The sequence below is a fragment of the Actinomycetota bacterium genome, assembly GCA_040757835.1.
GTDB lineage: Bacteria > Actinomycetota > Geothermincolia > Geothermincolales > RBG-13-55-18 > SURF-21.
In genome coordinates, this window is record JBFLWJ010000003.1 from 1 (window position 1) to 25,613 (window position 25,613).

The window sequence follows — 25,613 nt, forward strand, 5'->3', positions numbered from 1 at the left end:
CCCGACAGACGTACGTTCTTCTCCCCGTAGGGTGGGGTAAGGATCTATCCTGTCCCCACTTGCCATTGCCTGAGACCAATGCCCCTTCGAAAGGACCGTCAAGACCTGACTCCCGTTTCCCATCGCCCCGGACCAACGCCGGTATCTTGCTCTGCAGCCATAGAGCGGCTCCGCTCATCCTTTAACGCCGAACGTTTACCGATGCCCGCCAGTATGACCTCGACGGCCATGTCGAACAGCTCCCGACCGATGCCCACGCCCTGTCCGAGACCGTCTCCGAGGACCGCTAGGTCGAGTATGCCCGTGCTCATCCTCCAGACGATCAGGGCCAGGGCGGCGGCATCGAGATCCTCCCTGAAGTCCCCGGCGTCTATACCCTCCTGGATGATGTCCGCGCCGCGCTCCAGGATCTTCCCGGAATAGCGGTTGACGGTGGCCACCAGTTCGCCGGAGGTGTTGCGGCGGGCGTCCTCGGTGAGGAAATACTGGGTGATGCGGAAATATTCCCGGTTCTCCAGGCAGTGATCGATGAAAGCGTAGTAGACGGCCTTCACGCGCCTCTCAGCGCCCTTCACGCCTTTGAGCGCCCCATCGATACGCTCCTCGAGGATGCGGAACCCCTCCATGATCACGGAGATGTACAGCTCGTCCTTGCTGTTGAAGTAGAGGTACAGGGTACCCTTGGAGAGCTCCGCCCGCGCGGCGATCTCCTCCATGGTGGTGCGGTAACCCTTTTCGAAAAAGAGTTCCCTGGCGGCGGCCAGTATGGTATCCCTGCGGTGCTGCTTCTCCCTCTCCTTGCGCGCTGATATGCCCATGGCGTGAACGGCCCCCGTTTTCAGCGACCACGCTGCAGCCCGGCCCAATGACTGACAGGTCTGGTTGTTCCCCCGGCAATGTAATGACTATGAGTCATACTATAACCAGAAGTCATGGAAGTCAACCGGGCGTCTTCAGCCGCTGACGCAGTGGATGGTATTGGTGGTGGGTTTGCCCACTTCGGCCGCGTCCTTCACCCCGGCGGTCACCACTACCGTATCGCCGGGCCCCAGCAGTCCCTCCTTCCGGGCGACCTCCTCGGCGGTGGCGAACATCTCCTCGATGCTCCCCCTCACCTCGACCAGCCGGGGATAGACCCCCCAGAACAGGGTGAGGCGGCGCGCCGATGCCAGGCGTGGAGTAGGAGCCAGGATGGGCTGATGGGGACGGAAACGGCTCATCTGTCGCGCCGTAAAACCCGATTCCGTCGGCGCCACGATGGCCCTGGCTCCGGTCTGCCTGGCCAGCTCGCAGGCGGAGAAACAGACCGCCTCCACCGTACCGCTGCTGATCCAGCGCCTGCGCTCGCCTAGCCAGTGGTCGTAGGGGAGGACCGTCTCCGCCTTGAGCACCACCCGCCGCATGGTGTCCACCGCCTCCACCGGAAAGTCCCCTACCGCCGTCTCCCCGGAGAGCATCACCGCGTCGGTGGCGTCGAAGACGGCGTTGGCCACGTCGGACACCTCCGCCCGTGTGGGCGCCGGGCTGGAGATCATGCTCTGCAGCATCTGGGTGGCGGTGATCACGGGCTTGCCATGGCTGGCGGCGGCCTCGATGATGCGCTTCTGGATGAGAGGTATGTCCTCCAGCGCCATCTCCACGCCCAGGTCTCCGCGGGCGATCATCACCCCGTCCGCCTCCTCCACCACCGCCTCGAGGGCCTCGACAGCTTCCTGCTTCTCGATCTTGGCCACGATGGGGAGGTCGGAACCCCTGCGCCTCAACTCCCAGCGCAGAAGGGCGATGTCGCCGGGAGATCTCACGAAGGAGAGCGCCACCCAGTCCACGCCCAGCTCCAGGCCAAGGTCAAGGTCGGAGAGGTCTTTGTCGGTCAGGGGAGGGATATCCAGCTTCGCCCCCGGCAGGTTGATGCCCTTGCGGGAACGCAACGGCCCGCCGGAGACCACCCTGCACACCACCTCGCCGTCAGCTACCCGCAGGACCTCGAGGCGCAGGGCCCCGTCGTCGATGAGCACCTCGTCGCCCGGCCGCAGCGCCGTGTGGAGGTGCGGGTAGCTCACGCTCACGCGGGACGCATCGCCCTGGAAATCATCCCGCGACAGCGTGATCTCCCCACCTTCCTCGAGGAGGACCTCGCCGCCCGAGATGTCCCTGGTCCTGATCTTGGGGCCCATGAGGTCCAGGATGACGCTTACCTCCCTGCCCGCGAGGCGAGAGGCCTCCCGCAGGGACTTTACCTCATCCCCCATGTCATCGGGGGAGGTATGGGAGGCGTTGATGCGGGCCACGTCCATCCCCGCCGCGATCATGCGCTCGAGCGTCTTCAGGTCGCGGCAGGCCGGTCCCAGAGTAGCCACTATCTTGGTCTTGCGCTCATCCGCCACCTTCATCCTCCTCCCGCTTCCACCCGGTAGATGCCCCGCGGGCCGATATAGAACAGCTGCTCCGCGTCCTCGTTCCACGCCAGCGGCGTGCATGCCTCCAGGTCCGGGTAGCGGTAGATGACGCGCTCGCCGTAATCCAGGTACTCCAGGCCCATGATGCCCACGTAAGCCAGCCACTCCTCTGTACGCGAGGGATAGAACAGGTAATGCGACCGCTCAAAGCCGAGCCCGTCGGTGGAGGCCACTTTCTTGAATTTATCCGGCTGCTCAGCCCTGGTCCACACTCCCTTGACCACGTCCTGCTCCTTCACCAGCACCGGGCCCACATAGAGTACGGTGTCCCTGGAAGGCCACCAGATAAAGGTGACCTCCCCCTCGCACTCCACGAACTGTTCCCAGCCCGGCTTGCCGGGGACGGCGGTCTCCAGGAAGTAGCGGCTGCTCTCCCCGCCGGCGGAGATGGCGGTAGCTCGCCGCGACATCACCCTGCCTCCCGAGGCATCCCATACCGCGAGGGGCTGTGCCTTTGCCAGGAAACCCTTCTCCGAGCCGTCCGCCCGCATCAGCCAGAAAGCGGGCTCATCTCCCGTGCTGTCCGCGCTGGCGACCGTCCACAGTATGTATCTTCCGTCGGGGGACGGGATGGGCTCGCTGTCGAGCTCGGGGCTGGCGGTGAGGTTGCTCCGCGTCAGGCTGGTAACGTCCAGCAGCCATATATCTCCCGCGTCCTCGTAAGCGAGGGATGCCGTGCTCCCCAGCCAGGCTATCCTGACTCCGCCGATGCCCTGTTCGAAGACGGTGCGGCCGCCCGCACCCAGCCCGAGGACCCGCAGCACCGTGCCTCCACCCTGCTCTTTCAGCGTGCAGGCGAGATAGCTGCCGTCCGCGCTGATCTGCATGGAGAGCACCTCCACACCCTCCAGGGGCAAGAACAGCTCGCCCTCGCGTTCGACTACCTCCACCGTGGTCTTGGGCGTGATGACCATGTTCGATAGCACGTTGAGCATGAGGTAGCTGATGGCCACCAGGACGATGCAGGCGGCGACCATGACGACGACGATCACGATGTAACGCTTGGAAATCGGCCTGTCCCCCTCGTTATTGCCGTTCGTCCCCTCTTAACCGGGCCTTGTACCGTCAGACCTATTATAACCTCGCTCCCGAGGACGGACAGCGGTGAATCGGGGGCGTCCCCGCTCAGCTTCCGGTGTAGCCTTCCGCGAAATACCACTCCAGGGCGGGTGTGGTGGTGCCCTGCGAACTGCTCCCCCCGTCCCGGGTGTTATAGACGAAGTACATGGCGCGCTCCGCGACCAGGGGGGTCTGCGACTCCACCAGGGTGGAGAACTCGGCCTGCTCCAGGCCGGGCACGGAATCCACGTGCAGCGTGTAGCGGGCGTAAGGCTCTATACTGACCTCCTGCCTCATTTCGCCGCCACCGGTCAGCATGAAGAAGACCGTGGCCGTAGCGCCGGTGGGGTTCGGGTTCTGCAGCAGGATATATGTGTCGAAATCCGCTGCCGTGAAACCCTCCGCGAAGAACCAGGTGGTGGAGGGCTCGTCTACGCCCATGGCGTCATGTCCGCCTCCCCTGCCGCCGTACCTGAAATACATGGCCCGCTCGGCCACGATGGGCCTGTTGGCGGCCACGCTGGTGGAGAACTCGGCCCGCTCCAGGCCCGACAGGCCGTCCACGCATACGGTGCCGCGGCTGTACGCCGGCAGCACCACCTTCGTCTCCCGGCTGGAGGCATCCGGCAGCATGAAGGTAAGGGACACCTCGGCGGCATCGCCATTGGGGTTGGAGAGGAGGAAATAGGTGTCGAACTCCCCCCCGGTGTAGCCTTCCGCGAAATACCATCCCTGGCTGGGCGTCTTGGCGCCATCCGCCGCCGTCCCCCCTTTCTCCCCGTTGTATCCGAAATAGACGGACCGTTCCGCCACCACCGGGATGTCGCTCTCCATGTGCGTCGAGAACTCGCCGTTCTCGAGTCCCGGCTCGCGGTCCATCCAGATGGTCATGCGCGAGCTGGGGGCGAGGGTATAGTAGAACTCGTCCACCTCGCCGTCCCCACCCATGTAGGATACCTTGAGGTGGGATTCAGCCCCGTTGGGGTTCTGCACCAGGAAGAAGGTGTCGAAGTCGCCGCCCGTATATCCCTCCGCGAAGTTCCACTGCAGGGAGGGCTCGCTGATGCCCATGCACGAATGGCCCCCTTTACGGCCGCTGCCCAGGAAGTCGAAGTACATGGCGCGCTCCGCGACCACCGGCTGGTCCGAGCTGACCTTCACCGAGACCTCGGAGTTCTGAACGCTGTCGTTCACGTGGATGGTATAGCGCGACCTCGGGCCCACCTGGCAGGTCTCCTGCATGGTCCCGCCCCCGGGGAACATGTAGGTCACCGTGCACGACGCGGCCACCGCGCCGGGGTTCTGGATGAGCAGGTACTCGTCGAAGCTCTGGGAGTTCATGGAGAAGAAATGGGTCTGCAGCCCGACCACGGAGGCGAAGAGGGTCCCACTCACCGTCTTGCTGCCGCCGCTGCCGTCGATGCGGATGTACCTGACCCGCCCCGAGGTCCAGTGCGAGGTGACCTCGAGCCCGTAGAGCGTGCCCACCGCGGTATCGGCATGGGAGTTCAGTTTGGCCTGCAGTTCCTCCCAGGCCATGGTCACTTGCCAGTCATGGTCCTCGTCGGTGGCGCAGGCGTCGTCGGGAACAGGACTGAGGTAGGGCAGGTTCTCTCCCCCCCAGGCCTCCTCCATGCTGGCCGTATAGCCGCCGCAGCAGGAGCTGTAGGCGGCGACGATGGGTTGCCCCCCATAGGTTATTATCTCCCCGGCGGTAGCGTTGACCGCGGCCACGATGTTCGGCCTCGTCCTGGGGTCGATGGTCTCCACGAATGCCTGGCAGCAGCTGCCGTATGGGCAGATATCGTATCCGTCTCCGGCGTGCTTGCCGCGGTTGATGCACGACAGGGCATAGGTCCTGGCCGCTACCATGGTCACCCTCAGGCCCTGCGTGGGCCAGGAGTCGGGCTCCTCCTGAAGGCGGTAGAGATATTCCTTGAGGGGGAAAATCCGGATAACGTTGTCGCGGCAGAGCACCCTGATAGGCATGTCGTCGCTGACGTGCGAGAAGCTCACCCCCGTGTAGTAGGCGCGGATGATGTCGTGGTACTCCTCGCCGCGCATGGCGCGGTAGTAGACCCCTGCCATACACATCCCCACCCCATGGCCGCGGCCATGGCCGAAGAAAGTGATGTTTCCTCCACCCGCGTACGCCTCCCCCTCGCCGTGGATAGACGGAGTAAGCAGGCTCGCCAACAGCACCGCCGCCACCATGAGCGCCGCCAGGACTTTACGGTATCCGGCTCCAGATCGCATCGTCTGCTGCGCACCACCTAAGTTTGCTCTCTTCTGCGCTCTCGTATTGAGCTCTATGATAACAATAGTATCGTTTTTTAACAATAATACGATTTAACCACAAGATGCCTTACCGGCTCTCAGGTAGAATATCGGCCAACTCCTCGCATCCCAATAGCTTTGAGACGGGGGAAAGGGGGTTCAGGTGCCCCGCAGCTCCGCGGGATGGCCAGTAGCGATCGGACGGGCAGGAGTCCTAGGCCTGGCCACTGAGGCCGGCCTCATCCAGTTCCTCTTTGACGCAAAGCAGGGCCTCACCGTATCTTCTCGCCAACAACCCCGCATCCAGGAGCACTGCAACCGCCTCACAGACCATCTCCGGAGGCCGGCACAGCAGCGCAGCCAACCTGGCCTCGCTGACCAGCAGAAACGGATTGGCCTTGAAGAAATCGATTATCTCATCCTTGACGGAAGTGGCGGCGGCGATGAGGCGCGTAGTCATATTACCATCATTTTCCATGCCAATCTTACCGTTTCCGCGTAACGCGGAACCCTTAAACAATGATCCTGTTCAACCCATACGTCCTTCAGCCCGGCGAGCTGTTGTGGCCCGGTGAGTAGCGGTGGGCCGCTGTCTTTGTTGCCGTTAGAAATATAACATAACGCAGTGACACATGGAAGCCGCGTCTCGGGGTTATTTCGGTAGTATTTTTGGCGATGCCGGTTGCCTGTGCCGGACATGCCGCCGGCAAGCGGTCAGAGCATGCCTTCCTTGATGGCCTTGATGATAACCTGCGCCCTGTCCTCCACTCCGAGCTTGCGGAAGATGTTGCGCAGGTGGGTCTTGACGGTGCTGATGGTTATACCGAGTTCCTTGGCCACCGCCTTGTTGCTGTAGCCTTTGGCCACCAGGCGGAGGACGTCCGTCTCGCGGTCGGTGAGGGAGAGGAGGGGGTCCTCCTCGCTGGGTACTGTGGTCACCAGGCAGTCCTGCTCGCGCAGCACCGCGACGAGCTGATGGGTTATGGAGGATGTGACGAGGGGAACGCCATCGGCGGCCGAGGTGATGGCCTTGAGCAACTGCTCCTTGCCGCAGTCCTTGAGGATATAGCCTATTGCGCCGGCGCGTATGGCCTCCGCCGCTATCTCCAGGTCATCGTAGACGGTGAGGATGATGGCCTGGATCCCCGCGGTCTCGGGATCGCTCTTCAGCTTGCGCACGACCTCGATGCCGCTGATATCGGGCAGCTTGACATCGACGAGCATCACCTGCGGTTTCGTGCGCCGCGCCATGTCCAGGGCCTCGCTCCCGTTCTCGGCCTCGCCCACCACGCTGATACCGCTCTCGCTGTCCAGGAGGCGGTTTACGCCCATGCGTACGATCTCGTGGTCGTCGACAACCGCCAGGCGTATCGCGTCTTTCATGCCTGTCCTTCCTTCTACCGGCGCCGCACCGGGAAAGAGAGGCTGACCTTGGTTCCGCTTCCCGGGCGTGAGTCTATCACCAGGTCTCCCTGCATGAGTTCCGCCCTTTCCCGCATCCCCCTGATGCCCAGGCATTCGCCCATGATCATCCTCTCCCGCACTTCCCGCTCCGAGAAGCCGGCTCCATCGTCTTCCACCACCATCTCCACCCAGCCGTCATCGCCCTTGAGCATGAACCTTACCCTGGCGGCGCCGGCATGGCGGGCAATGTTGGAGAGGGCTTCCTGGGCTACGCGGAAGATGGTGACCTCGGACAGGGAGTCCAGGTGCTCGAGGTCGCCGCTGGTCTGTAATTCCACCGCCATCCCGTTCTCGGCGGCGAACCTCTCCAGGTAGGTGGAGAGGGATTTCTCCAGCCCCAGCACGTCGAGGGAGGAGGGGCGGAGGTCTCCTATGACCAGGCGCAGGTCCCGCAGGCCCTCGCGGGCCTTGTCCCTCAGTTCCTCGAGGGAGGCGGAGAGGCCGGGGACCCCGGCCGCCTGTGCCTCGAGCATGTCCAACCGGAAGATGAAGTCCAGAAAATAGGGGGCGAGCCCGTCGTGGAGCTCGCGCGCGATGCGTATACGCTCCTCCTCCTGGGCCGAGGAGGTGCTCTGGATCAGTCTCTGCAGCCGCGCGCTCTTGTCCAGCAGCTCCTGCATGAGCTTGGAATTGAGGAGCGAGACCGCGAGCTGGGTGGACAGGGCGACCATGAAGTCGAACTCCCCCAGGGTGAAGCGGAGGCCGTCCAGCTTGCCACCGAACCACAGCAGCCCCACCCTTTCGCCGTGGATCTCAAGGGGGATGGAGACGACCTCTCCCTCGTCCTCCTCGCGCCACAGCATCTCCCTCACCTTGCCGTCGCCATCGTAGATCCGAAGAACGCCCAGATCGATGAACTCCAACACACACTGGCCGCGGTATATGCGGTTGCCGACATGCCAGTGGGTCGAGTACCTGTCTTTATCGCTGTAGGTGGTGTAGGCATCTTCCCATTCCAACATGAACGTGTTCGCCAGAACGGTTTCGCTGAATGCGCCGGCGGGATGCTTGTCGTATGCATCGTAGCCGACGACCCTGTAACCGCCGTCGTCCGAGAGCATCAAGGCGCACGCCGACATGCCCATGGACTCCCTCACCTTATGCACGACGCTCTCGGCCAGTTCTCCCACGTTGCTCACGGTGCGGATGGAGCTGCCCAGTTCCTGCAGCAGCCGGCCCTCCTCGAACTCGCGGCCGTAGATATGACGTCCGGTGAACCTCTTCGCCCACTCCAGTTCCGTATGGTAGGCGATCATGAAGGGGATGCCAGCGAGTACGAACAGGACATAGGTCGACCAGTGCAGGCCCATGTCCAGCCCATAGATGTAGAACGCGCTTAGCGCGGTGAAGATAATGAGGTTCACTGAGACCACCACCGCGTGCGCCAGTACGTTCCTGGTCATGGAACGGATGTCCACGAAGAGGCCATAGCGCAGGATCCCGTAGGCAAGCAGGCCGACAAAGAGGATGCCGGCCTGTGGGGTGGTGACCCGGAGGGTCAACTCCAGGTTCATGATTATGTTCGCTATCAGCATCGGCAGCGGGGCCAGGGCCAGGATGAGCAGGCCCTTGCGGGCGACCTTGACCGTAGTGCGGCTTCTCTCCCGCAGGTAGATAGCGGACGCGGCGAGGATCTCCGCGAAACCAAGGGCGGTCAGGAACCAGAACGCCGGGGTCCTGACCACGTTGATGCCCTGCCCCCCCTCAATGAGATAGTAGGATGAATAGAAGATGCCAGTGGTATAGAGGAACACGAGTCCCAGCAACCAGGGGGCGTAGAGGGCCGTGACCATCACCGCGGTCCTGCGGCGGGACCGCCGCAGGACCTCACGGCCGGTGAAATAGTGCGCCAGCAAGAGATAGGTGGGGATGAGCGGCATCTCTCCCAGCCCCTGGAAGCGGGTCCAGAAGGTCTTGGCGGCGAGGGTGTCCGCGGTAACGGTCATGGCCTCGCCCAGGCACCATAAAGCCATGAAGGTACAGATGAGGAGAAAGAGCACGTTTACTATCTGACGGCGGCCCCTCAAGAAGACATAGACCCCCAGCACCAGGCTAATAAAGCCGGATGCGGTGGTCAGGACCAGCGAAAGATCATCAGCCATACTGGGATTATACCATTATCTTCTAACCCCAACGCTCTCCTGCAACCCGCTGGTCCGCCCGCCCCGCCCCGCCTTTTCCCCGTAGGGTGTGGGCCGGCATTTATACTGGCCCGGGTCGCCCTAGTCCTGCCTATTGAACTGGATGATGGCGATGGTGGTGAGCACGGCCCCGAAGCCCACGATGATCAGGAGGTCGACGATGAGGGGGTAGAACTGAGTCTGGAGTTGCGGCATGGCCGGCAGCGCCGCCTGGGCCTGCTTCGCCCAGTTGATGAAGTCCGGGTTCGACGCCAGGCTCGGGGGGACCTGGGGCAGGCTGACGGAGGCCGCCGAGGTGACGGTGATGCCCTTGAGGGCTACGCCGCGGATGGCGTCCACGGCATAGGTCATGGGGTTTATCCTGGTGAGTATCTCCATCCACCTGGGCAGGTCCTGCAGGGGGAAGAGGGCGCCCGAGAGGAAGAACATGGGCATGAGCACGAAGTTCATGATGATGGGGAAGGCCTCCATGGAGCGCATGCGGGCGGCGAAGGCCACGCCGAAGGCGGTGAGGCAGATGGCCAGCAGGAACATCACCAGGATCATCACCAGGATCTTCTCGAGGTTATACGGTATCCCCACCAGCGGCATGAAGAGCAGCAGGATGAAACCCTGCATCAGCGCGGTGGTCCCTCCCCCGAGCACCTTGCCCATGGCCACCGACGAGCGCGGGATGGGGGCCACCATCATCTCCTTGAGGAAGCCGAACTCGCGGTCCCAGATGATGGAGATGGCCGAGAACATGGCCGTGAAGAGCACGGTCATGCTCACGATGCCGGGATACATGAAGGTGATATATTTCGTCTCCCCGCTCCCGAACGACTTGAACGCCGCCTGCAGGCCGGTTCCCATGAGGGCCAGGTAGATTAGGGGCTGGGCGAAGGCGCCGATGAGGCGGATGCGGTCGCGGAAGAAGCGCTTCACGTCCCTGAGCCAGGTGATGTATACGCCGATGCCCAGCCGGGTTAGCTTACTGGAGCCTGCCGTCGTGCCCGGTGCGCATGTCTCTTCCATCTCGCCTATCTCCTTGCCGCCGGTCCGCGGAAACCGCGCGCGAAGGCGCGCAGGTCGGCCTTGCTGTCGGCCCCCTCGGGACGTATCTCGTGGCCGGTGAGCTTGAGGAAGACGTCGTCCAGGGTGGGGCGGTGCACGCTTATGGAGGTCACCGGCACCGGGAAATCCCGGATGAAGCGCGGGATGAACTTCTCGCCGCTCTCCACCTCGAAGCAGAGGCACTCGCGGTCCTGTATCATCTCTATATCGAACTCCTCGAGCAGGACCTTCTCGGCCCTGGCGTCATCGGTGGTGGTCACCTTGACCACATCTCCGCCCACCTGGCTCTTGAGGTTCTCGGGCGAGTCCAGGGCGATGATCTCCCCGTAATCGATGATGGCGATGCGGTCGCAGTTCTCTGCCTCGTCCATGTAATGGGTGGTGAGGAAGATGGTGATGTCGTGCTTCTTCTTCAGCTCGTGGATGTATTCCCAGATGGAGTTGCGTGTCTGGGGGTCGAGACCCACCGTTGGCTCGTCCAGGAAGAGCACCTTGGGATAGTGCAGCAGGCCGCGGGCGATCTCCAAGCGCCGCTTCATACCGCCGGAGAAGGTCATCACGCGGTCCTTCTCGCGGTCCAGCAGTTCAACCATCTCCAACACCTCGTGGATGCGCGCCTCCTTCTCCTCCCGGGGGACGCGGTAGGCGTAAGCGTGGAACTCCAGGTTCTCGCGGGCGGTCAGGCGGTCGTCCAGGGAGGGGTCCTGGAAGACCAGGCCGATGGACTCCCTTACCCTGTCCCGGTTCCTCACCACGTCGCAGCCGTCCAGCACCGCGCTGCCCGAGGTGGGCTTGAGCAGCGTGCACAGGATGTTGATGGTGGTGGTCTTGCCGGCACCGTTGGGGCCGAGGAAGCCGAATATCTCGCCCCGCTCCACCACAAAGGTGATGCTCTTGACGGCGGTCACGCCGTCGTACTCCTTGACCAGGTTGTTTACCGCGATTATCTCGTCCATCTCAAACCTTTAGCATTGCTAACAATCGTGGAAGATTATATGCCCTGTCCGGTGGAGTGTCAACAGGTTATCCGCCCATGTTATCTAAAATTCAAAACTGGACGGTTTAGGCTTGAAAACCGGTCGCCAGGACATTCCGGCAGGATATCTCCTGGAAGATACTGGACGGCACGCATCCAAAGATGGAATGGCTCAACCCCTGTCCACATGGCCGGGCGGTCTTTACGGCCAGGGAGGATGCGGTCCCCGGTCGGGGTAGAGCAGCGGGTTGGCGTTCCACGGGTAGGGCGGCATGTCCGGGATGGCGGGCGGAATGTAGATGTCGGCATCGAAGACCTTGAACTCGCCCGGCCCCAGGACTATCAGGGGCGAGCCCATTGCCTCGTACACATACAGGTGGACGTTGAGGTCCTTGACGCCGCCCCCGGGGATCCCGGCTATATAGTTGGGTGTCCGGTCCGCCTTGATGGCCGCCACCACGAGGTCGGGGTCCAGGAAGGCCAGCAGCTTGGTCAGGAATTCCTCGCCGCTGCTGTTGATGGCCGCGGCGATGGGTCCCGGGTCGAGGTTGGAGAGCAGGTCCACCAGGAAATCGTAACCCGCCTCGTTGAGGAGCCCCGCCAGGTCCGCCCCGCTGAAGTCGGGGGAGGCTAGCAGGCGCCCCACCAGGGACTGGGTCGCCCCATCGGCATGCATGGCGTACTCCTCGTTGAGGGCGCCCGCGATGACCGCGCCGTCCAGGTTGGAGATCATGCCCGCCAGGAAGTCGCTGTTGTCGGCGAGGAGCCCGGCCACGAAGTCCGGGTCCAGCTGTTCCAGCAGCAGGCTGGTGGCTTGCGGATTGGCGTTGAGCGCCAGGGCGATGGTGTGCGCGGTGGTGGCGTCCAGCTGCTGCAATAATCCCGGCACCATGTTCCCCACCGCCGGGTTTTCGTTCAGGCCATAGGCGATGACCGGCGCCACCACGGAAGCGCTGAGGTTGGTGATAAGGGCCGAGACGAGCCCGTTCAGCTCGTCGTTGGCCAGCAAGCCCTCGGATGAGGCCTGGGCCACGCCCGGCCCGAGGTTGGCGAGCAGCCTGCGTAGGAACTGATAGTATTCCGGCGAGTGTCCTCCGTACCCATCCCTCGCCCTCTGGCACGACAGGTTGATGCCGTTCGCCGCCGCTATGGCCGTGGCCGGTGTGATGTTCTCCACCAGCACCCGGATGAAAGAGGGGTTGTTGTTGAGCCCCGCCGCGATGGCCGCGCCGGTGTCGCCGTTGGTGTTGGCCAGGAGCCCCGTGAGCAAGTTGTCCGTCGGGCTGCCCCGCACGTTCAGGTTGACCCCCTCCGCCAGGGCAGCGGCCGCCGAGGGGGAGATGTTGGTGATGAGCACCGAGAGCAGGTCGGACCCGAAGGGGTGGCTGGCCACGTTGCTGTTGATGCCCCGCGCCAGGAACTCGGCCGTGAGCGAGCTGGCGTTGGCCAGGAAACCCTCCAGGAAGGCGGGATTGGCGTTGACGGCGGCCGCGATCACCGCCGGGTCCAGGGCGCCGATGACGGCGGAGAGGAAGTCGTTCCCCGCCAGCCAGTTGTCGGTCACGCCCCGGGCCATTGCCGCCCCCATCTTGCCCGTCAGGCCCGAAAGCAGGTTCTTGAGGAAAGCCGGGTTGTCGTTGATGGCCCCCGCCAGCGGCGCCGCGTCCAGGTGACTGATGAGGGAGGCCAGGAAGTCGGGGTTGCGGTTGGAGCCATCGATCATGGGCGCCACCACCTCGGGCTTGAGCTGCGTGACCAGATCGTATACGAAGTCGGTATGGGCCCCCAGGGCCTGGGCGATGGGGGCCGGGTCGAGGTTCGCCAGCAGCTCCCCGAGGAACTCCGGGTTCTGGTTGACGCCCGAGGCTATATAAGGCGCTAGCGATGGAGGCATGAGCCTCGAAAGCTCTTCGGTTATCTCTGGATGGGCGTTGAGGGCTCCCGCCAGGATGGCCGGGTTGAGGGCGTTGAGCGCCTCCACGATGAGGGCCGGGTTGGCGCCCACCCCCGCGCCCGCGCCCGCGCCCACCTGCGGGGCCAGGAGCGGCAGCAGGTCCGCCGTCAGTTGCGGGTTGGCGTTGACCACATTGGCCAGCACCTGCACGTCCAGCAGGCCCAGGATGCGAGAGAGCATGGCCTGGTTGCTGATGAGATCGGCGGCGAAGGCCGGGTCCACATAGTTGGTGGTCTCCTCTACCAGGTCTATGGAGGAGTTGATGAGGTCGGCCACCACGTCGGGATCGAGAAAGGAGATGAGGTCGTTGATGAAGTCCGTGGAGGCCATTAGCGCGCCCGCCACCGGCACCGGCTGCATGTAGGGGGCCGATGCCGCGAGCAGGGTCGAGTTGTTGAGGATATCGGCCACGAAAGCCGGGGTCACGGAACGCGTCACCTGCACCACCGTGGCTATATTGTCGTTGAGCGCGAAAGCGAGCACGGCCGGATCGAGGTAACCCATGATGGCGGCCAGGAACGGCCCGTTCTGGTTGACCACCGAGGCGATGACCGAGGGGTCGATATAGCCCATGGAGACGGAGAGCATGCCCCCGTTGGCGTTGACCACGTCCGCTATCACCGCCGGGTCCAGGTAGGAGACCAGGGCGGAGAGGAAGGGCCCGTTCTCATTCACGATACGCCCGGTGTTCGCGGGGTCCAGCAGCCCCAGTATGGAGGTCAGGAAGGGCCCGTTGCCGTTGAGGACCCCCGCGATGACCGCGGGGTCTAGATAGGACATCACCGCCGAGAGCCAGGGACCGTTGGCGTTGATACCAGCGTTCAGGGCCACGGGGTCTAGGTATCCCAGTAGTTCCGCGACGAACTCGCCGTTGGCGTTGAGGGCGTCCGCCACCACCGCTGGGTCGAGATACTCCAGCACCCCGATGGCCAGGTCGGAGCTGTTGTTCACCACGTAGGCAATGGACTCCGGATCGAGATAGGGCACCATGGCCACCAGGAAATCCGGGTTGTTGTTCACGGCTTCGGCGATGACCGGGACCGTCCCCTGCTCCACCATGGCGTTGAGCAACTCGGAGATGAACTCCGGGTTCTCGTTGATGGCCTGCGCCACCGCCTCGGCCTTGGTGTTCCTGAGCATTTCACTGAGGAGGTCCACATCGGAGGCCATGCTGCCCAGCAGCGGCCCGATGGGGCTGCGCGATGGCAGCATCATCACCGCGCCCACCACCACCGCGCTCACCAGGAGCACGATCACCGTTATGTTCACTACCAGCTGTATCGGCCGCTTGAGAAGAAACATCCCTGTAACCTCTTGTCCCGCTCTATCCTATGGCCCACGCAGGGGGCCGGTATAGGCTCCATCGATATATCCCACGCCGGGAGCGTCCAGGGGTATGCAGAAGCCCGCCAGCACTCCCCACATCCTCAACCTCACCGCAAGGCCCAGGTTATGCAGGAGGCCCGTGTTCGCGGTGTCGTCGTTGATGCTGTTCACGATGGCGTCGGCCAGCACCTGCGCCATGGCGTCGTTGTCGGCCATCATGTCCGTGAGCATGTAGAAGGCGTCCACGCCGGCCGGCGTATACCATCCACGGCTCTGTATCCCGGTGACGGGATCGAGTTGATAGTTGCTGTCCAGCTCCACTATCCCCGCCATCTCCGCCGCCGTCCCCTCGGCGCTCAGCTCGGAGAGGATGCCCTCCAGCAGGGGCTGGATGCCGCCGGAGAGGGCGTCCGCCACCAGGGAAGCGTTGAGCGGCGACGGGTCCGGGTTGAGCCCCAGCAGCTGCCGGGCCAGGTCCATACCGGGGCCACCGGAGATGCGGGCCATCATATCGGCGTCGGTGGCGGCCAGGTTGTTGCGCAGGAAGAAGGACGGGGCCGCGTCCAGGCCGCGGTTGATGCCCGGCTCCGTCCCGCCCCCGGCCAGGGCCTCGGCGTCCAGGTTGTCGAGGAGCGCGTTCACGAAGGCCTTGCCTGGCTCCGAATCAAGCGCGCCGGTTATCGCCTCCAGGGTATGTGGCTGGGTGTTGCTCAGGGTGATGTTCAGAACCTCGAAGAGGTCGGAGGAACCCTCCCCGACCGCCAGGGCGTTGAGCCCCCTCGCCACCGCCGCTCCCGTCTGGTCGTCCAGGTTCACCAGCAGGCTGGTGAGGAAGTTCGGCTTGGCGTTGGCGGCGCTCAGGTTCAGCCCCTCGGCCAGAGCCCGGGCCGTCTCCGGCGCCATGTTCTCCATGAGCACCTGCATCAGGGGCTTCCTGCCCTCCAGTTCCGCCTGCGCGACGGCCTCGTTGGTCGCCAGCGCCATGCGCTCGCCGGTGGTGGCGTTGAGGTTGCCCACCACCTGGACGAGGAGGTCCGGGTTGGTCTCCAGGGCCCGTCCGGCCTCCTGGGCAACGGTGGAATTGAGATGCCTGAGCATGCCCTCCAGGAAACCGCGTCCCTCCAGGCTGTTGATGTTGGTCCCCTCGGCCATGGCCGCGCCGGTGGTCGCATCAAGGTTGCTCAGCAGGTCTACGATGAAGTCCGGCTTGTCGTTTATCGCCTTGGCGATGGCTTCGCCCAGCTCGCCGTCCAGGCTGGCGATGAGGTCCCGGGTGAGCCCGGGATTGACGTCCAGGGCGTCGCCGATCACCGCCGGGTCGAGGTAGCTTATGAGGTTGGTGAGGAAAGTGCCGCCCGCGTTGAGGCCGCCGCCCACCGCCTGTCCGAAATGTGCGTTCAGGCTGGCTGACAGTTGCCTGGTCACCCCGGGATGGTTGGAGAGGATGGCGGCCAGGCCGTTGGCGTCCAGGACCCCCAGCAGGGTGGAGACGAAGTCCCCGTTGGCGTTGAGCCCCATGGCGATGCCCGCCGCCGCCAGGGGCGAGAGGTGGGCGGAGAGTTCCTCGGAGAAGCCAGTGGTCTCTCCCAGGATGTACAGGAGGCCGTCGACGTCGAGGTTGTCCAGGGCCGCGTCTATCAGTGCCGGGTTGCCGTTGACCCCCGCCGCCGCCGCCCGTGCCACCGCCGGGTCCAGGTTGGCCACGAGGGCGGACATGAAAGGACCGGCGCTCTCCAGCACCCCGGCCAGAAAGGCGGGGTTGGAGGTGGCGATGATGCGGTCCAGGAATTCCGCCGAGAGGTTCAAGCCCTCCGCCACCGCCCTTCCCAGAGAGGGGGGCAGGTCGGCGATGAGCGCGGAGACAAATGCGGAGTTGACGTTGAGCGCACCCGCCAGCACGTTGGGGTCGATGCGGTCGAGCACGTCGTCCAGGAACTCCTCGTCGCCCGCGATATAGGTGATGTAGTCGTCGCGCAGGTAGGAGACGATGGCGGCCACGGCATCGCCGGTGCCGTTGAGCGAAGCCGCCAGGGCCCGGGGATCGAGCAGCGGCATGACGTTCTTGATGAACTGGGCGTTCTGGTTGAGCGCCGCGGCGATGGGCGCGGGGTTGATCAGCCCCAGGATGCGCGTGAGCAGCGCCTGGTCCGAGGCCAGGGCAGCCGATTGTTGCGGGTCCAGGTTATTGGTTATCCCGATGATGAAGGATTTGTTCTCGTTCACGGCCCGTATCACCACGCTCGGGTCCAGGTAGCGGGTGAGGCCCGAGAGGAAGGCGGCGTTGGCGTTGACCGCCGAGGCCAGCACCCTGGGGTTGAGGTTCCCGAGCAGCCCGGAGACGAAGGCCGGGTTGGAGTTGATGGCCTGGGCGGTGGGCACGGGGTCGAGCAGCGCGAGCAGGGTCGAGACCCAGGCGCCGTTGGCGTTCACCGCCGCCGCGATCACCCCGGCGTCCAGCACCTTGAGCAGGTTGACCGCGAGATCGGGGTTGGCGTTGACCGAGGCGGCCAGCACCGCGGGATCCAGGTACGATACCAGCGCGGTCAGGAAAGGCCCGTTCATGTTGACGATGGCCGCGATGACCTCGGGGTCCAGCTCGGGCAGGAGGGCCGCCGTAAAATCGGAACTCTCGTTCACCGTCTTCGCCAGCACCTCCGGGTCCAGGAGGGGGATGACCTCGGTGATGAGGTCCCCGCTGGCGTTGATGGCCTCCGCGACCACCTGGGGGTCCAGGTTGGCCACCAGCACCACCAGGAAATCGGGGTTCTCATTGACGGCCGCGGCCGTGGCCTGCATGTTCTCGGGGTCCTCCAGCTCCTGTAGCAGTTGGGCCAGGAACTCTGGGTTCTCGTTGATGGCCTTGGCGATCGCCGCCGGATCCAGCGCTCCGATGAGCCCGCTGAGGGTATGGCGCTGGGAGGAGAGCTTGCCCAGTACGGTGCCCATGGTCCCCTTGACCGGGAGGAGCATGACTATACCGCCGACGATCAAGCCCACCAGCAGCAGGATGACCACCAGGTTCACAATGATCTGTATCGGCTTACGTACCAGCATCTTCTCTTCCCATCGTCTCTATCATGGAACGACCGCCGGGCCTTCCCAGTGGTAGGGCTCCCCGCCCTCGATGGTTGTCCAGGCCCAGCCCTCTTGCGGGCCCAGGCCCAGGAACTCGATGTCCGCTTTCAGATAAACATAGAACCAGGTCACCTTGAGCATGGTATAGGGCGAATACGGCAGCCGGGCGATCTCTTCCGCGGTCAGGGTGGCGCCGGAGACGGCGTTCTGCAGCACGTTGGCCATTACGTTCCCGTCGAGGTTCATGATCAATCCCGAGAGGAAGCCCCCCGGGTTCCCGGCCCCGGCGTCAGCCAGCAGGTCGTGCAGGGTATTTCCCAGCCCGATCTCCCCGCCTGCCTCCATCAGTTCCCTGGTAAGCCCGGGGTTGGCGTTAAGGATCTGCGCTACGTTGCCGCCGTCCAGGGTCGAGAGGAGGTCGGTCACGAAGGCCTGCCCTCCAGCGGTCCCCAGAGCGGTGTTGAGGGCGTCCGCAAGTGCGTCAGCGTCCAGGGCTCCCACCAGGGCCGTGAGCCAGGCCTCGTTCTGGTTGAGTTCCTCGGCCATGACCGCGCCGTCCAGGTGGTTGAGGAGGTCCTCCACCAGGGCGGGATTGCCGTTGATGCCTTCCGCTACCGCCCCCGCGGTCCTGGCGTCCAGGTTCAAGATGAGGGTGCTGATGAAATCGTCCATGGGGTAGGGCGGCCCGTCGTTGAGCACGTTGACAATCACCTGCGTGAGTTCCGGGGATGTCCCCTCCACCATGGCCTGGAGGAAACCGCCGCCGGTGACGGGGTCGGCGTTATCGTTCAACCCCAGGGCGATCTGTTCGCCGACATTAGCGTCCAGCCGCGGCAGCAGGGTGGTCAGGAGCTGGGTGTTGTTCTTCAGGCCTTCCGCCAGCTCCACGCCTACCTCCTCGCTGAGGTTGGCCATTAGCTCCACGGTCATATCCGTTCCGTTCTGGTTGAGCCCCTCGGCGATGGCCCGCCCCACCTGGGGCGAGAGGTTGTTCACCAGGGGCCGTATTATACCGGGGTTGGCGTTGAGGGCTTCCGCTATCCTCTGGCTGGTGCCCCCGTTGAGGTAACGCGCCACGGTGGTCGCCGTGGCGGGATTGGCGTTCATGCCGTCCGCGATGGCCTCGGCCGCGGTCTCGTCGAGGTTATTGAGCAGGCCCGCCACGAAGTCGGGGTTGCTGTTGACCGCGTCCGCCACCACCTCCGCATTGGAGTTGAGGAGCAGAGACCTTATCAAGGACTGGGCCGTGGACTGGCCGGCGTCTATGTTGACCCCCCTTGCTATGGCCCGGGCCGCCCCCTCGTCGAGGAGGGGTATGAGGCCGGCGATGAGCGCGTCGGCGGCACCCGAGTTGAGGATGCCCGCCAGCACGGTCGGGTCGGCCGTGCCGATGACCGTGTCCAGCATGGCCGGGTTGGCGTTCAGCGCCCTGCCCACTCGCTTGGCGAGGTTGTTGGGCAGCAAGGCGATGAGCGTGGGCATGAAGGACCCCGAGAGGTCCAGGGCGTGCGACACCTGTGCCGCGTCCAGGTTGTTGGTGAGGTTGATGAGCAACTGCGGGTTGTCGTTGGATCCCCTGAGGGCCGCCGCCACCATCCCCGGCTCTATCTCCTGCACCAGGCCGGTGATGAAGGCGGGCGCCTGGGCCAGGGCGGAGGCGATCTGCGCCCCGTCCAGGTTGGCCAGCAGCGCCTTGGCCAGCTCGGGATTGCCCTCCAGGGCCTGGTTGGTCACCTCGGCGATGGCCGGGTCGAGGAGCGGCAGCAGCTGGGTCACCAAATCGGTATGCTCGCCCAGGGCCGCCCCGATGGCGGCGGTGTCTATGAGTGGGAGCACGCCGTTTACCATGTTCTGGTTGTTGAGCATGGTGGCCACCAGGTCCGGGTCGATACTGTCCATGACCTGGAAGATGAGATCGGGATTGGCGTTGGCGATCCCCGCCGCCCAGGCGGGGTCGATGGCGTTGACCAGGCCCGCGGTGAAGGGGGACGAGTTGTTCACCATCGCCGCGATCACCGCTGGGTCCAGGCTGGGGAGCAGTGCGTTGATCCAGTTCGGATCGTGGGCGGTAAGGGCCAGTACGTTGTTCAGCAGTTCGTCTGATAGGTTGTTCACCAGATCCACGGTACCGCTGGTGTTGGCATTGAGCACCCCGGCGATGACCACCGGGTCGAGCGAACCCATCATCCTGGACATGAAGGTGGGATGGGCGTTCATGCCCTCCGTCAGCACCGCGGGATCGAGATAACCCATGATACTGGTGACGAAGGGTCCGTTGTCGTTGATCACCCCGGCCACCACCGCCGTGTCCAGGAAACCCAGGAGGTCGTTGACGGTTGAGGGGTTGGCGTTGAGTGCTCCCGCCAGCACCGCCGGGTCAAGGAACCCGATGAGCGCGGTGACGAAGGGCCCGTTGGCGTTTACCGCCCCCGCCATCACCGCCGGGTCCATGGCCGCGGTCATGGCGGTGAGGAACTCTCCGTTGACGTTGAGGGCATCCGCCAGGACTTTGGGATCGAGATAGCCCAGGAGGTCGGCGATGGCCGGGCCGCTCTCGTTGACGATCACGGCTATGGCCTCGGGGTCCAGATAACCCATGAGCTCGGTGGTGAACTCGGCCATGGCGGGATTGTTTATAGCGTAGGCCAGGGTGGCCGGGTCCAGCTCGGAGAGGAGGACCACTATGAACTCGGGGTTCTCGTTCACCGCCTGGGCCACGTTCTCGGCCCCCTCGTTGCCCAATGCGACGAAGAGGTCCCCCATCATCGCTGGGTTGTTGCGCAGCGCCTCGGCGAGCTTGGCCGCATCCAGGTTGCCGAGGAGCCCGGAGATGATGCCCCGGGTGGAAGCGACCTTTCCGAGAATGGGGCCCACGGGGTTGTGGGACGGGATCAGGGCCAGCGCGCCCGCCACCACCGCCCCTATCACCAGGACGATGACGACGAGGTTTATGACGGTCTGGACTGAAGTCCTCAGCATCCTTTTCCTCGCTTCAAGACCTTCAACCCATGGATATTATGCAAATATACAAATATCCAGACTATATATAATAAACATCAAAGCGGATAGTCCTGTAAACCCCACGGTATTCTTATTTGCACCATTTTAACGTCACGGTAACAGATTTGTAACATCGGAGCAAGCAATCGGCCAAGAGCCGCCATCCATTTCCTATCATCCCTGCTAGACATGGGTTATCACGCATGGGATGCGGTTCCGATCCGGATGGGTTCCTGCGCCGGTCGACCCGTTTCGGCCTTCTCTTCAGGGCTGGAGGACCCCCAGGGCATTGGTACCGCCCTCCATGCCGGACCAGTACATCGCCCGCTCCACCACAAGGGGGACATCCGAGACGACCCTGATGGAGGCATCGCGGCCCGGGTCCACCGCGTTGGCGTAGACGGTGTTGCGCGAGAAGGCGCCCAGGTTGACCGTGTAGCTCATGGTGCTGCCGTCCGTGCGCATGAACACCAGGGTGGCGTGGGCCACGCTATCGGTCGGGTTAGCCAGCAGTACGTATTCCTCGAATCCCCAGCCGGTCGATCCCTCGGCCAGGTACCAGGTCCGCGCCGCGGTCACCGAACCCGTGCTGCAGTGCCCCTCCGCACGGGAGCGCGCATCCCGGGGCCAGTACATGGCCCGCTCCACGATCACCGGCTGGTCCGCCCACACGGAAGTGGAGACGTCGTTCCCGTCAACGACCCCGGCCACGTCCAGGGTGAAGCGCGACTGGGCCCCCACCGTGTACACCGCCCTCACCTGGCTTCCCCCCTGCTTCAGAAAAGTGAAGGTGACGCTGGTCGCGGTGGGATTGGGGTTCTGCACCAGCACGTATTCCTCAAAACCCCACGCGGTCGTGCCCTCGGCCAGGAACCAGGTGGAGCAGCCGGCGGTGACTCCCAGGGTGGCATGGCCGCCGTCCTTTCCGCCCCAGTACATCGCCCTTTCCGCCACCACGGGCTGGTCGGAATGGATATGGGTGGAGACGTCGCTCGCGGGCACGAGCCCGTTCACGAACAGGGTCTGGCGCGAATTTCCGGGCATGGAGAAATCGAACCGCTGGGTCTCGCCGCCCGGCTTCATGAAGGTCGCGCTCACCGCGGCCGTAGAGGGGTTGGGGTTCTGTACCAGAACGTATTCCTCGAAGCCGTAGGCGGTGGTGCCCTCGGCCAGGTACCAGTCGTTGTCCGGCGCATTAGCCCCCACCGCGGTATGCCCTCCGGTCCTGCCCCCCCAGTACATGGCCCGCTCGACCACCACCGGTCGGTCGGCGTGCAGGTAGGTGGACACGTCGCCCGCCGCAACGAGGGAATTGACCATGATGGTCATACGCGAATCGCCGGCCATGGTGTAGCCGTATTGCTGGGTCTCGCCGCCCGGCTTCATGAAGGTCACCTGGACCGCGGCCGCCGCGCCGTTGGGGTTCTGCACCAGCACGTATTCCTCGAAACCGTAGGCCGTGGTGCCCTCGGCCAGGTACCAGTCGGTAGCGGGACGGGGCTGGCTCTGGTTACGGTAGACGGTGATGGTATGCTCGCCCTCCCAGGACCCGCTGGAATCCACCGCCTTCACGGTTATGCCGTGCGTCCCCTCGGCCAGCTGGCTCAAGTCCCAGGCGGTGAACTGGTGGTTCAGGCTGCCCGTGGGCGCGGGAGCCGTATAGGACTCGACCAGCTCTTCGTCCAGCCACAACTCCAGGTACTTGATGGAGGAGTTGGTGCTGGTAGCCGTGGCGGACACCTTTCCCGCAGCGGGGTAGGCGAAGTCCTGGGGCGAGGTCACCGTTACCAGCGGGACCTTCAAGGCGCCGTATATGTCCAGCAGGCCCCAGCCGAACTGCTCATCGTACCCGGGGCTGCCGAGGTCCCTGGCGCTGTCCTTGAGCATACGCCACACCTCCCTGGGCGCGGAACCGGGGTGTTCCGCCAGCAGGAGCAGGGCGGCCGCGGACACGTGGGGAGTGGCCTCCGACGTCCCCGATCCCAGGGCGTAGGCGCCGTTGGGACTGGTGCCGACGATCCTCTCCCCCGGCGCCACCAGGTCGACGGAGGGGTTGTAGTTCGAGAACCACGAGCGGTTGCCTTTCTCGTCGGTGGAACCGACCCCGATGACGCCGGTGAGGGCGGCGGGATAATTGAGCCGGCTGGTGCCCTCGTTCCCAGCCGCTGCCACCATCACACAACCCAGGGAAGAGGCGTAATCGACGGCGTCCTCCAGCGCCTGGGAATAGGTGGGAGAAGTCAAACTCATGTTGATCACTTCCGCCCCGTTGTTGGCGGCATGATAGATGGAGCTGACCACGGTGTCCAGGTAACCCTCGCCCTCCGCGCCCAGGGCCTTGAGCGGCATCACCCTGGCCTGCCAGTCCAGGCCAGACATGCCCGTGCCGTTGTCCGTGTTGGCGCAGGCCATCCCCGTCACCATGGTGCCGTGCCCGTTGTCGTCCCAGGGGTCGGCGTCGCCGTTGTAGTAATCCCAGCCGCCGCTGCGCCGCCCCAGCAGGTCCTCGTGGTTGTAATCGAGGCCCGTATCCACTACCGCCAGGGTCAGGCCGGCGGAGCCCCGTTGCAGGTCCCATACCTCATCCGCTCCCACACCGTATGCCCCCTGGAGGTTCCACTGCTGGCCATAGAAGGTGTCGTTGGGGACCGTGGTGTCGGCCTTGAATATAATGTTGGGCTCGGCGGTCCTGACGGCCGGGGATGCCAGGAGCCGTCGCGCCGTATCCAGTTCGTCCACCCCGGCCTGCAGCCGCAGTTTGACCACCCTCTTCTGCGGGGAAGCGGCGAAAACCGATAAGGCCTCGCCGGCATCCGGGGCGAGCAAGGTCCCGAACTCCGCCATAAGACCGCCCAGGCCTGCCAGGGACGGGTCCTCCAGTACCACCACCACTTCCCCGGGAAGATAGCTGCCCGGCGGGTAATGCCCGTTATCCAGATGCGCGGCGAGGAAGTCCTTGGGCGATGCGCCCGTGCGGCCTCCGGGATCGGCACCGGCCTCCGCCGGTACGGACACGAAACAGAGGATGAAAGCCATGGTGACGACCGCAAATAGGTTGGGGAGTGTCTCCTTGACGCCGCCGCGCACCATCCTCACCTCCGAAAACGACCTTTCCGGGTCCATTTCACATGTATTCGCCGCCGTTGCCGTCCTCGATACCGGCGCGGGTGATCCTCGCTCCGAGGCTTGAGAGCTTCTTCTCCAGGTCCTCGTAACCCCGGTCGACGTGGAAGACGTCCAGGAGGTGCGTCTCGCCTTCCGCCGCCAGGCCGGCCAGGACCAGTGCCGCGCCGGCGCGCAGGTCGGGCGCACAGACCTCGGCGCCGCTCAAGGCCCCCACCCCCTTCACGATGGCGTGGTGGCCCTCGATATTTATATCACAACCCATGCGGTTCAACTCGTCTACAAACATGAACCTGCTCTCAAAGACGTTCTCGGTGATCACGCTGGTTCCCGCGGCAAGGCTGAGGAGGACCATCATCTGCGGCTGCAGGTCGGTGGGGAAGCCTGGAAAGGGCAGGGTCGCCAGGTCCGCCGGCCCGTATGCGCTCCCTCCGCGCACCTGCAGCTTCCCCTCTCCCTCCTCGATCTCCACGCCGACTTCACGCAGCTTCTCCAGGGGGAGCCCCAGGCAGGCGGGGTCTATTCCGGTGATGGTCACATCCCCGGCGGTGACCGCGGCGGCGATAGCCAGGGTGCCCGCCTCGATACGGTCCCCTATGGCACGGTGCTCGGTCCCCCTGAGCTCACATGGCCCGGTGACCTCTATGACCGGTGTGCCCGCGCCCTCAATCTCCGCGCCCATGGAAACCAGGAACGCCACCAGGTCCTGGATCTCAGGTTCGCGGGCGGCGTTCTCGATGGTGGTGCGGCCCTCCGCGCCCACGGCGGCCATGACCAGGTTCTCTGTCGCGCCCACGCTGGGAAAATCTAGTATGATATGCGTCCCTTTGAGACGGGAAGCCCGTGCGTGCACGTAACCGTGTTCGCTGCTAATCTCCGCCCCGAGTTCAGCGAGCCCCTTCAAGTGCATGTCTATCTTGCGCGAACCGATATTGCAGCCCCCGGGGATGGCTACCGATGCCTCCCCCCAGCGTGCGACCAGCGGACCCAGCACGACGATGGATGCGCGCATGCGCCTCACCAGCTCGTACGAGGCCTCGCGCGACGCGAACTCCCCGGAGCGTATACGCAGGCCGCCGTCCTCCCACTCCACCTCCACACCCAGGCGCCGCAACACCTCGACCATTATCCTCACGTCGCTGATGTGGGGCACGTTGCGGATGAAGCAGTCCTCGGGGGTGAGCAGGCTGGCGGCCATGAGTTTGAGCACGGAGTTCTTGGCCCCTCCGACCCTCGCCTCGCCCCGCAGGGGCGTACCTCCCTCTATGATGAACTTGCTCTTTTCCATAAAAAGATGATATCACCTGCAGCCATCGGTCTGCCCGCCCAACGCCCGTTCTGTAATCCGCCGGTCTGCCTGCCTACCTCCGTGTCTTGTATCGCCATTACATAGGACCGACCCCGGATCCCTGGATCCGGAGCGAAGCAGCAAGCCCCCCTTCCGGGGTCGACGTTCGCTGATCGTCTGTGGGATCTCGGAGCCACCTTCTTCGCTGCCCCTGCCCGAGAACTACCAGGTCGGTCGCAGAGACAAGCGTGCATCGGAGTGGCCGGATAAGGTGAGCCCATCCGGGTGTCGCCTATACCGACGCCCATACCCGGACTCGACTCGGTCGGTCAGAGCCACCTTCTGCGCTGCCCCTGCCCGAGAACTACCAGGTCGGTCGCAGAGACAAGCGTGCATCGGAGTGGCCGGATAAGGTGAGCCC

General features: G+C 64.3%; 14 protein-coding genes. All 14 read right to left on the bottom strand.

The window, feature by feature from the left end; translation table 11 throughout:
• Positions 1 to 98: 98 nt before the first annotated feature.
• The 14 genes from AB1384_03975 to murA all read right to left on the bottom strand — a co-directional run bounded on the left by AB1384_03975 (position 99) and on the right by murA (position 25,192).
• Positions 99 to 818, bottom strand: coding sequence for a TetR/AcrR family transcriptional regulator (locus AB1384_03975; protein MEW6553429.1), 720 nt, complete (start codon positions 816 to 818; stop codon positions 99 to 101).
• 135 nt (positions 819 to 953) lie between these two features.
• The gene (pyk, locus tag AB1384_03980; protein ID MEW6553430.1) at positions 954 to 2,384 is read right to left on the bottom strand and encodes a pyruvate kinase; all 1,431 of its coding nucleotides are present in this window, start codon (positions 2,382 to 2,384) and stop codon (positions 954 to 956) included.
• Between the two features lie 2 nt (positions 2,385 to 2,386).
• The gene (locus tag AB1384_03985; GenBank protein MEW6553431.1) at positions 2,387 to 3,448 is read right to left on the bottom strand and encodes a hypothetical protein; all 1,062 of its coding nucleotides are present in this window, start codon (positions 3,446 to 3,448) and stop codon (positions 2,387 to 2,389) included.
• A gap of 133 nt (positions 3,449 to 3,581) precedes the next feature.
• Positions 3,582 to 5,771, bottom strand: coding sequence for a SpoIID/LytB domain-containing protein (locus AB1384_03990; protein ID MEW6553432.1), 2,190 nt, complete (start codon positions 5,769 to 5,771; stop codon positions 3,582 to 3,584).
• A 235-nt stretch (positions 5,772 to 6,006) separates the two neighbouring features.
• Positions 6,007 to 6,270, bottom strand: coding sequence for a hypothetical protein (locus AB1384_03995; GenBank protein ID MEW6553433.1), 264 nt, complete (start codon positions 6,268 to 6,270; stop codon positions 6,007 to 6,009).
• Positions 6,271 to 6,506: 236 nt separating this feature from the next.
• Positions 6,507 to 7,175, bottom strand: coding sequence for a response regulator transcription factor (locus AB1384_04000; protein MEW6553434.1), 669 nt, complete (start codon positions 7,173 to 7,175; stop codon positions 6,507 to 6,509).
• A 14-nt stretch (positions 7,176 to 7,189) separates the two neighbouring features.
• Positions 7,190 to 9,358 carry a histidine kinase N-terminal 7TM domain-containing protein gene (locus AB1384_04005; protein ID MEW6553435.1) on the bottom strand — a complete coding sequence of 723 codons (2,169 nt, stop codon included), beginning with the start codon at positions 9,356 to 9,358 and terminating at the stop codon, positions 7,190 to 7,192.
• A 120-nt stretch (positions 9,359 to 9,478) separates the two neighbouring features.
• Complete coding sequence (locus AB1384_04010) at positions 9,479 to 10,411, bottom strand: ABC transporter permease (GenBank protein ID MEW6553436.1); 933 nt, start codon at positions 10,409 to 10,411, stop codon at positions 9,479 to 9,481.
• A 5-nt stretch (positions 10,412 to 10,416) separates the two neighbouring features.
• Complete coding sequence (locus AB1384_04015) at positions 10,417 to 11,406, bottom strand: ATP-binding cassette domain-containing protein (GenBank protein MEW6553437.1); 990 nt, start codon at positions 11,404 to 11,406, stop codon at positions 10,417 to 10,419.
• Positions 11,407 to 11,628: 222 nt separating this feature from the next.
• A complete protein-coding gene (locus AB1384_04020) occupies positions 11,629 to 14,682 on the bottom strand; it encodes a hypothetical protein (GenBank protein MEW6553438.1) in 3,054 nt (1,017 codons plus the stop codon).
• Between the two features lie 27 nt (positions 14,683 to 14,709).
• Positions 14,710 to 17,760 (bottom strand): hypothetical protein, encoded by a 3,051-nt coding sequence (locus AB1384_04025; GenBank protein ID MEW6553439.1) that lies wholly within the window; start codon positions 17,758 to 17,760, stop codon positions 14,710 to 14,712.
• A gap of 21 nt (positions 17,761 to 17,781) precedes the next feature.
• The gene (locus AB1384_04030) at positions 17,782 to 20,760 is read right to left on the bottom strand and encodes a hypothetical protein (protein MEW6553440.1); all 2,979 of its coding nucleotides are present in this window, start codon (positions 20,758 to 20,760) and stop codon (positions 17,782 to 17,784) included.
• A gap of 285 nt (positions 20,761 to 21,045) precedes the next feature.
• Entirely contained in the window at positions 21,046 to 23,871 is a 2,826-nt protein-coding gene (locus tag AB1384_04035; protein ID MEW6553441.1) for a S8 family serine peptidase, read from the bottom strand.
• A gap of 34 nt (positions 23,872 to 23,905) precedes the next feature.
• Positions 23,906 to 25,192: a UDP-N-acetylglucosamine 1-carboxyvinyltransferase gene (gene murA, locus AB1384_04040; GenBank protein ID MEW6553442.1), complete on the bottom strand. Its 1,287-nt coding sequence runs from the start codon at positions 25,190 to 25,192 to the stop codon at positions 23,906 to 23,908.
• Positions 25,193 to 25,613 lie beyond the last annotated feature (421 nt).

Bases quoted from the DNA above. Each gene is read 5' to 3' on its own strand.
- AB1384_04035 (MEW6553441.1), bottom strand. From the start codon at position 23,871: ATGGTGCGCGGCGGCGTCAAGGAGACACTCCCCAACCTATTTGCGGTC.
- AB1384_04025 (MEW6553439.1), bottom strand. From the start codon at position 17,760: ATGCTGGTACGTAAGCCGATACAGATCATTGTGAACCTGGTGGTCATC.
- AB1384_04005 (MEW6553435.1), bottom strand. From the start codon at position 9,358: ATGGCTGATGATCTTTCGCTGGTCCTGACCACCGCATCCGGCTTTATT.
- AB1384_04015 (MEW6553437.1), bottom strand. From the start codon at position 11,406: ATGGACGAGATAATCGCGGTAAACAACCTGGTCAAGGAGTACGACGGC.
- AB1384_04000 (MEW6553434.1), bottom strand. From the start codon at position 7,175: ATGAAAGACGCGATACGCCTGGCGGTTGTCGACGACCACGAGATCGTA.
- AB1384_04010 (MEW6553436.1), bottom strand. From the start codon at position 10,411: ATGGAAGAGACATGCGCACCGGGCACGACGGCAGGCTCCAGTAAGCTA.
- AB1384_04030 (MEW6553440.1), bottom strand. From the start codon at position 20,760: ATGCTGAGGACTTCAGTCCAGACCGTCATAAACCTCGTCGTCATCGTC.
- AB1384_04020 (MEW6553438.1), bottom strand. From the start codon at position 14,682: ATGTTTCTTCTCAAGCGGCCGATACAGCTGGTAGTGAACATAACGGTG.
- murA (MEW6553442.1), bottom strand. From the start codon at position 25,192: ATGGAAAAGAGCAAGTTCATCATAGAGGGAGGTACGCCCCTGCGGGGC.
- AB1384_03990 (MEW6553432.1), bottom strand. From the start codon at position 5,771: ATGCGATCTGGAGCCGGATACCGTAAAGTCCTGGCGGCGCTCATGGTG.
- AB1384_03975 (MEW6553429.1), bottom strand. From the start codon at position 818: ATGGGCATATCAGCGCGCAAGGAGAGGGAGAAGCAGCACCGCAGGGAT.
- AB1384_03995 (MEW6553433.1), bottom strand. From the start codon at position 6,270: ATGGAAAATGATGGTAATATGACTACGCGCCTCATCGCCGCCGCCACT.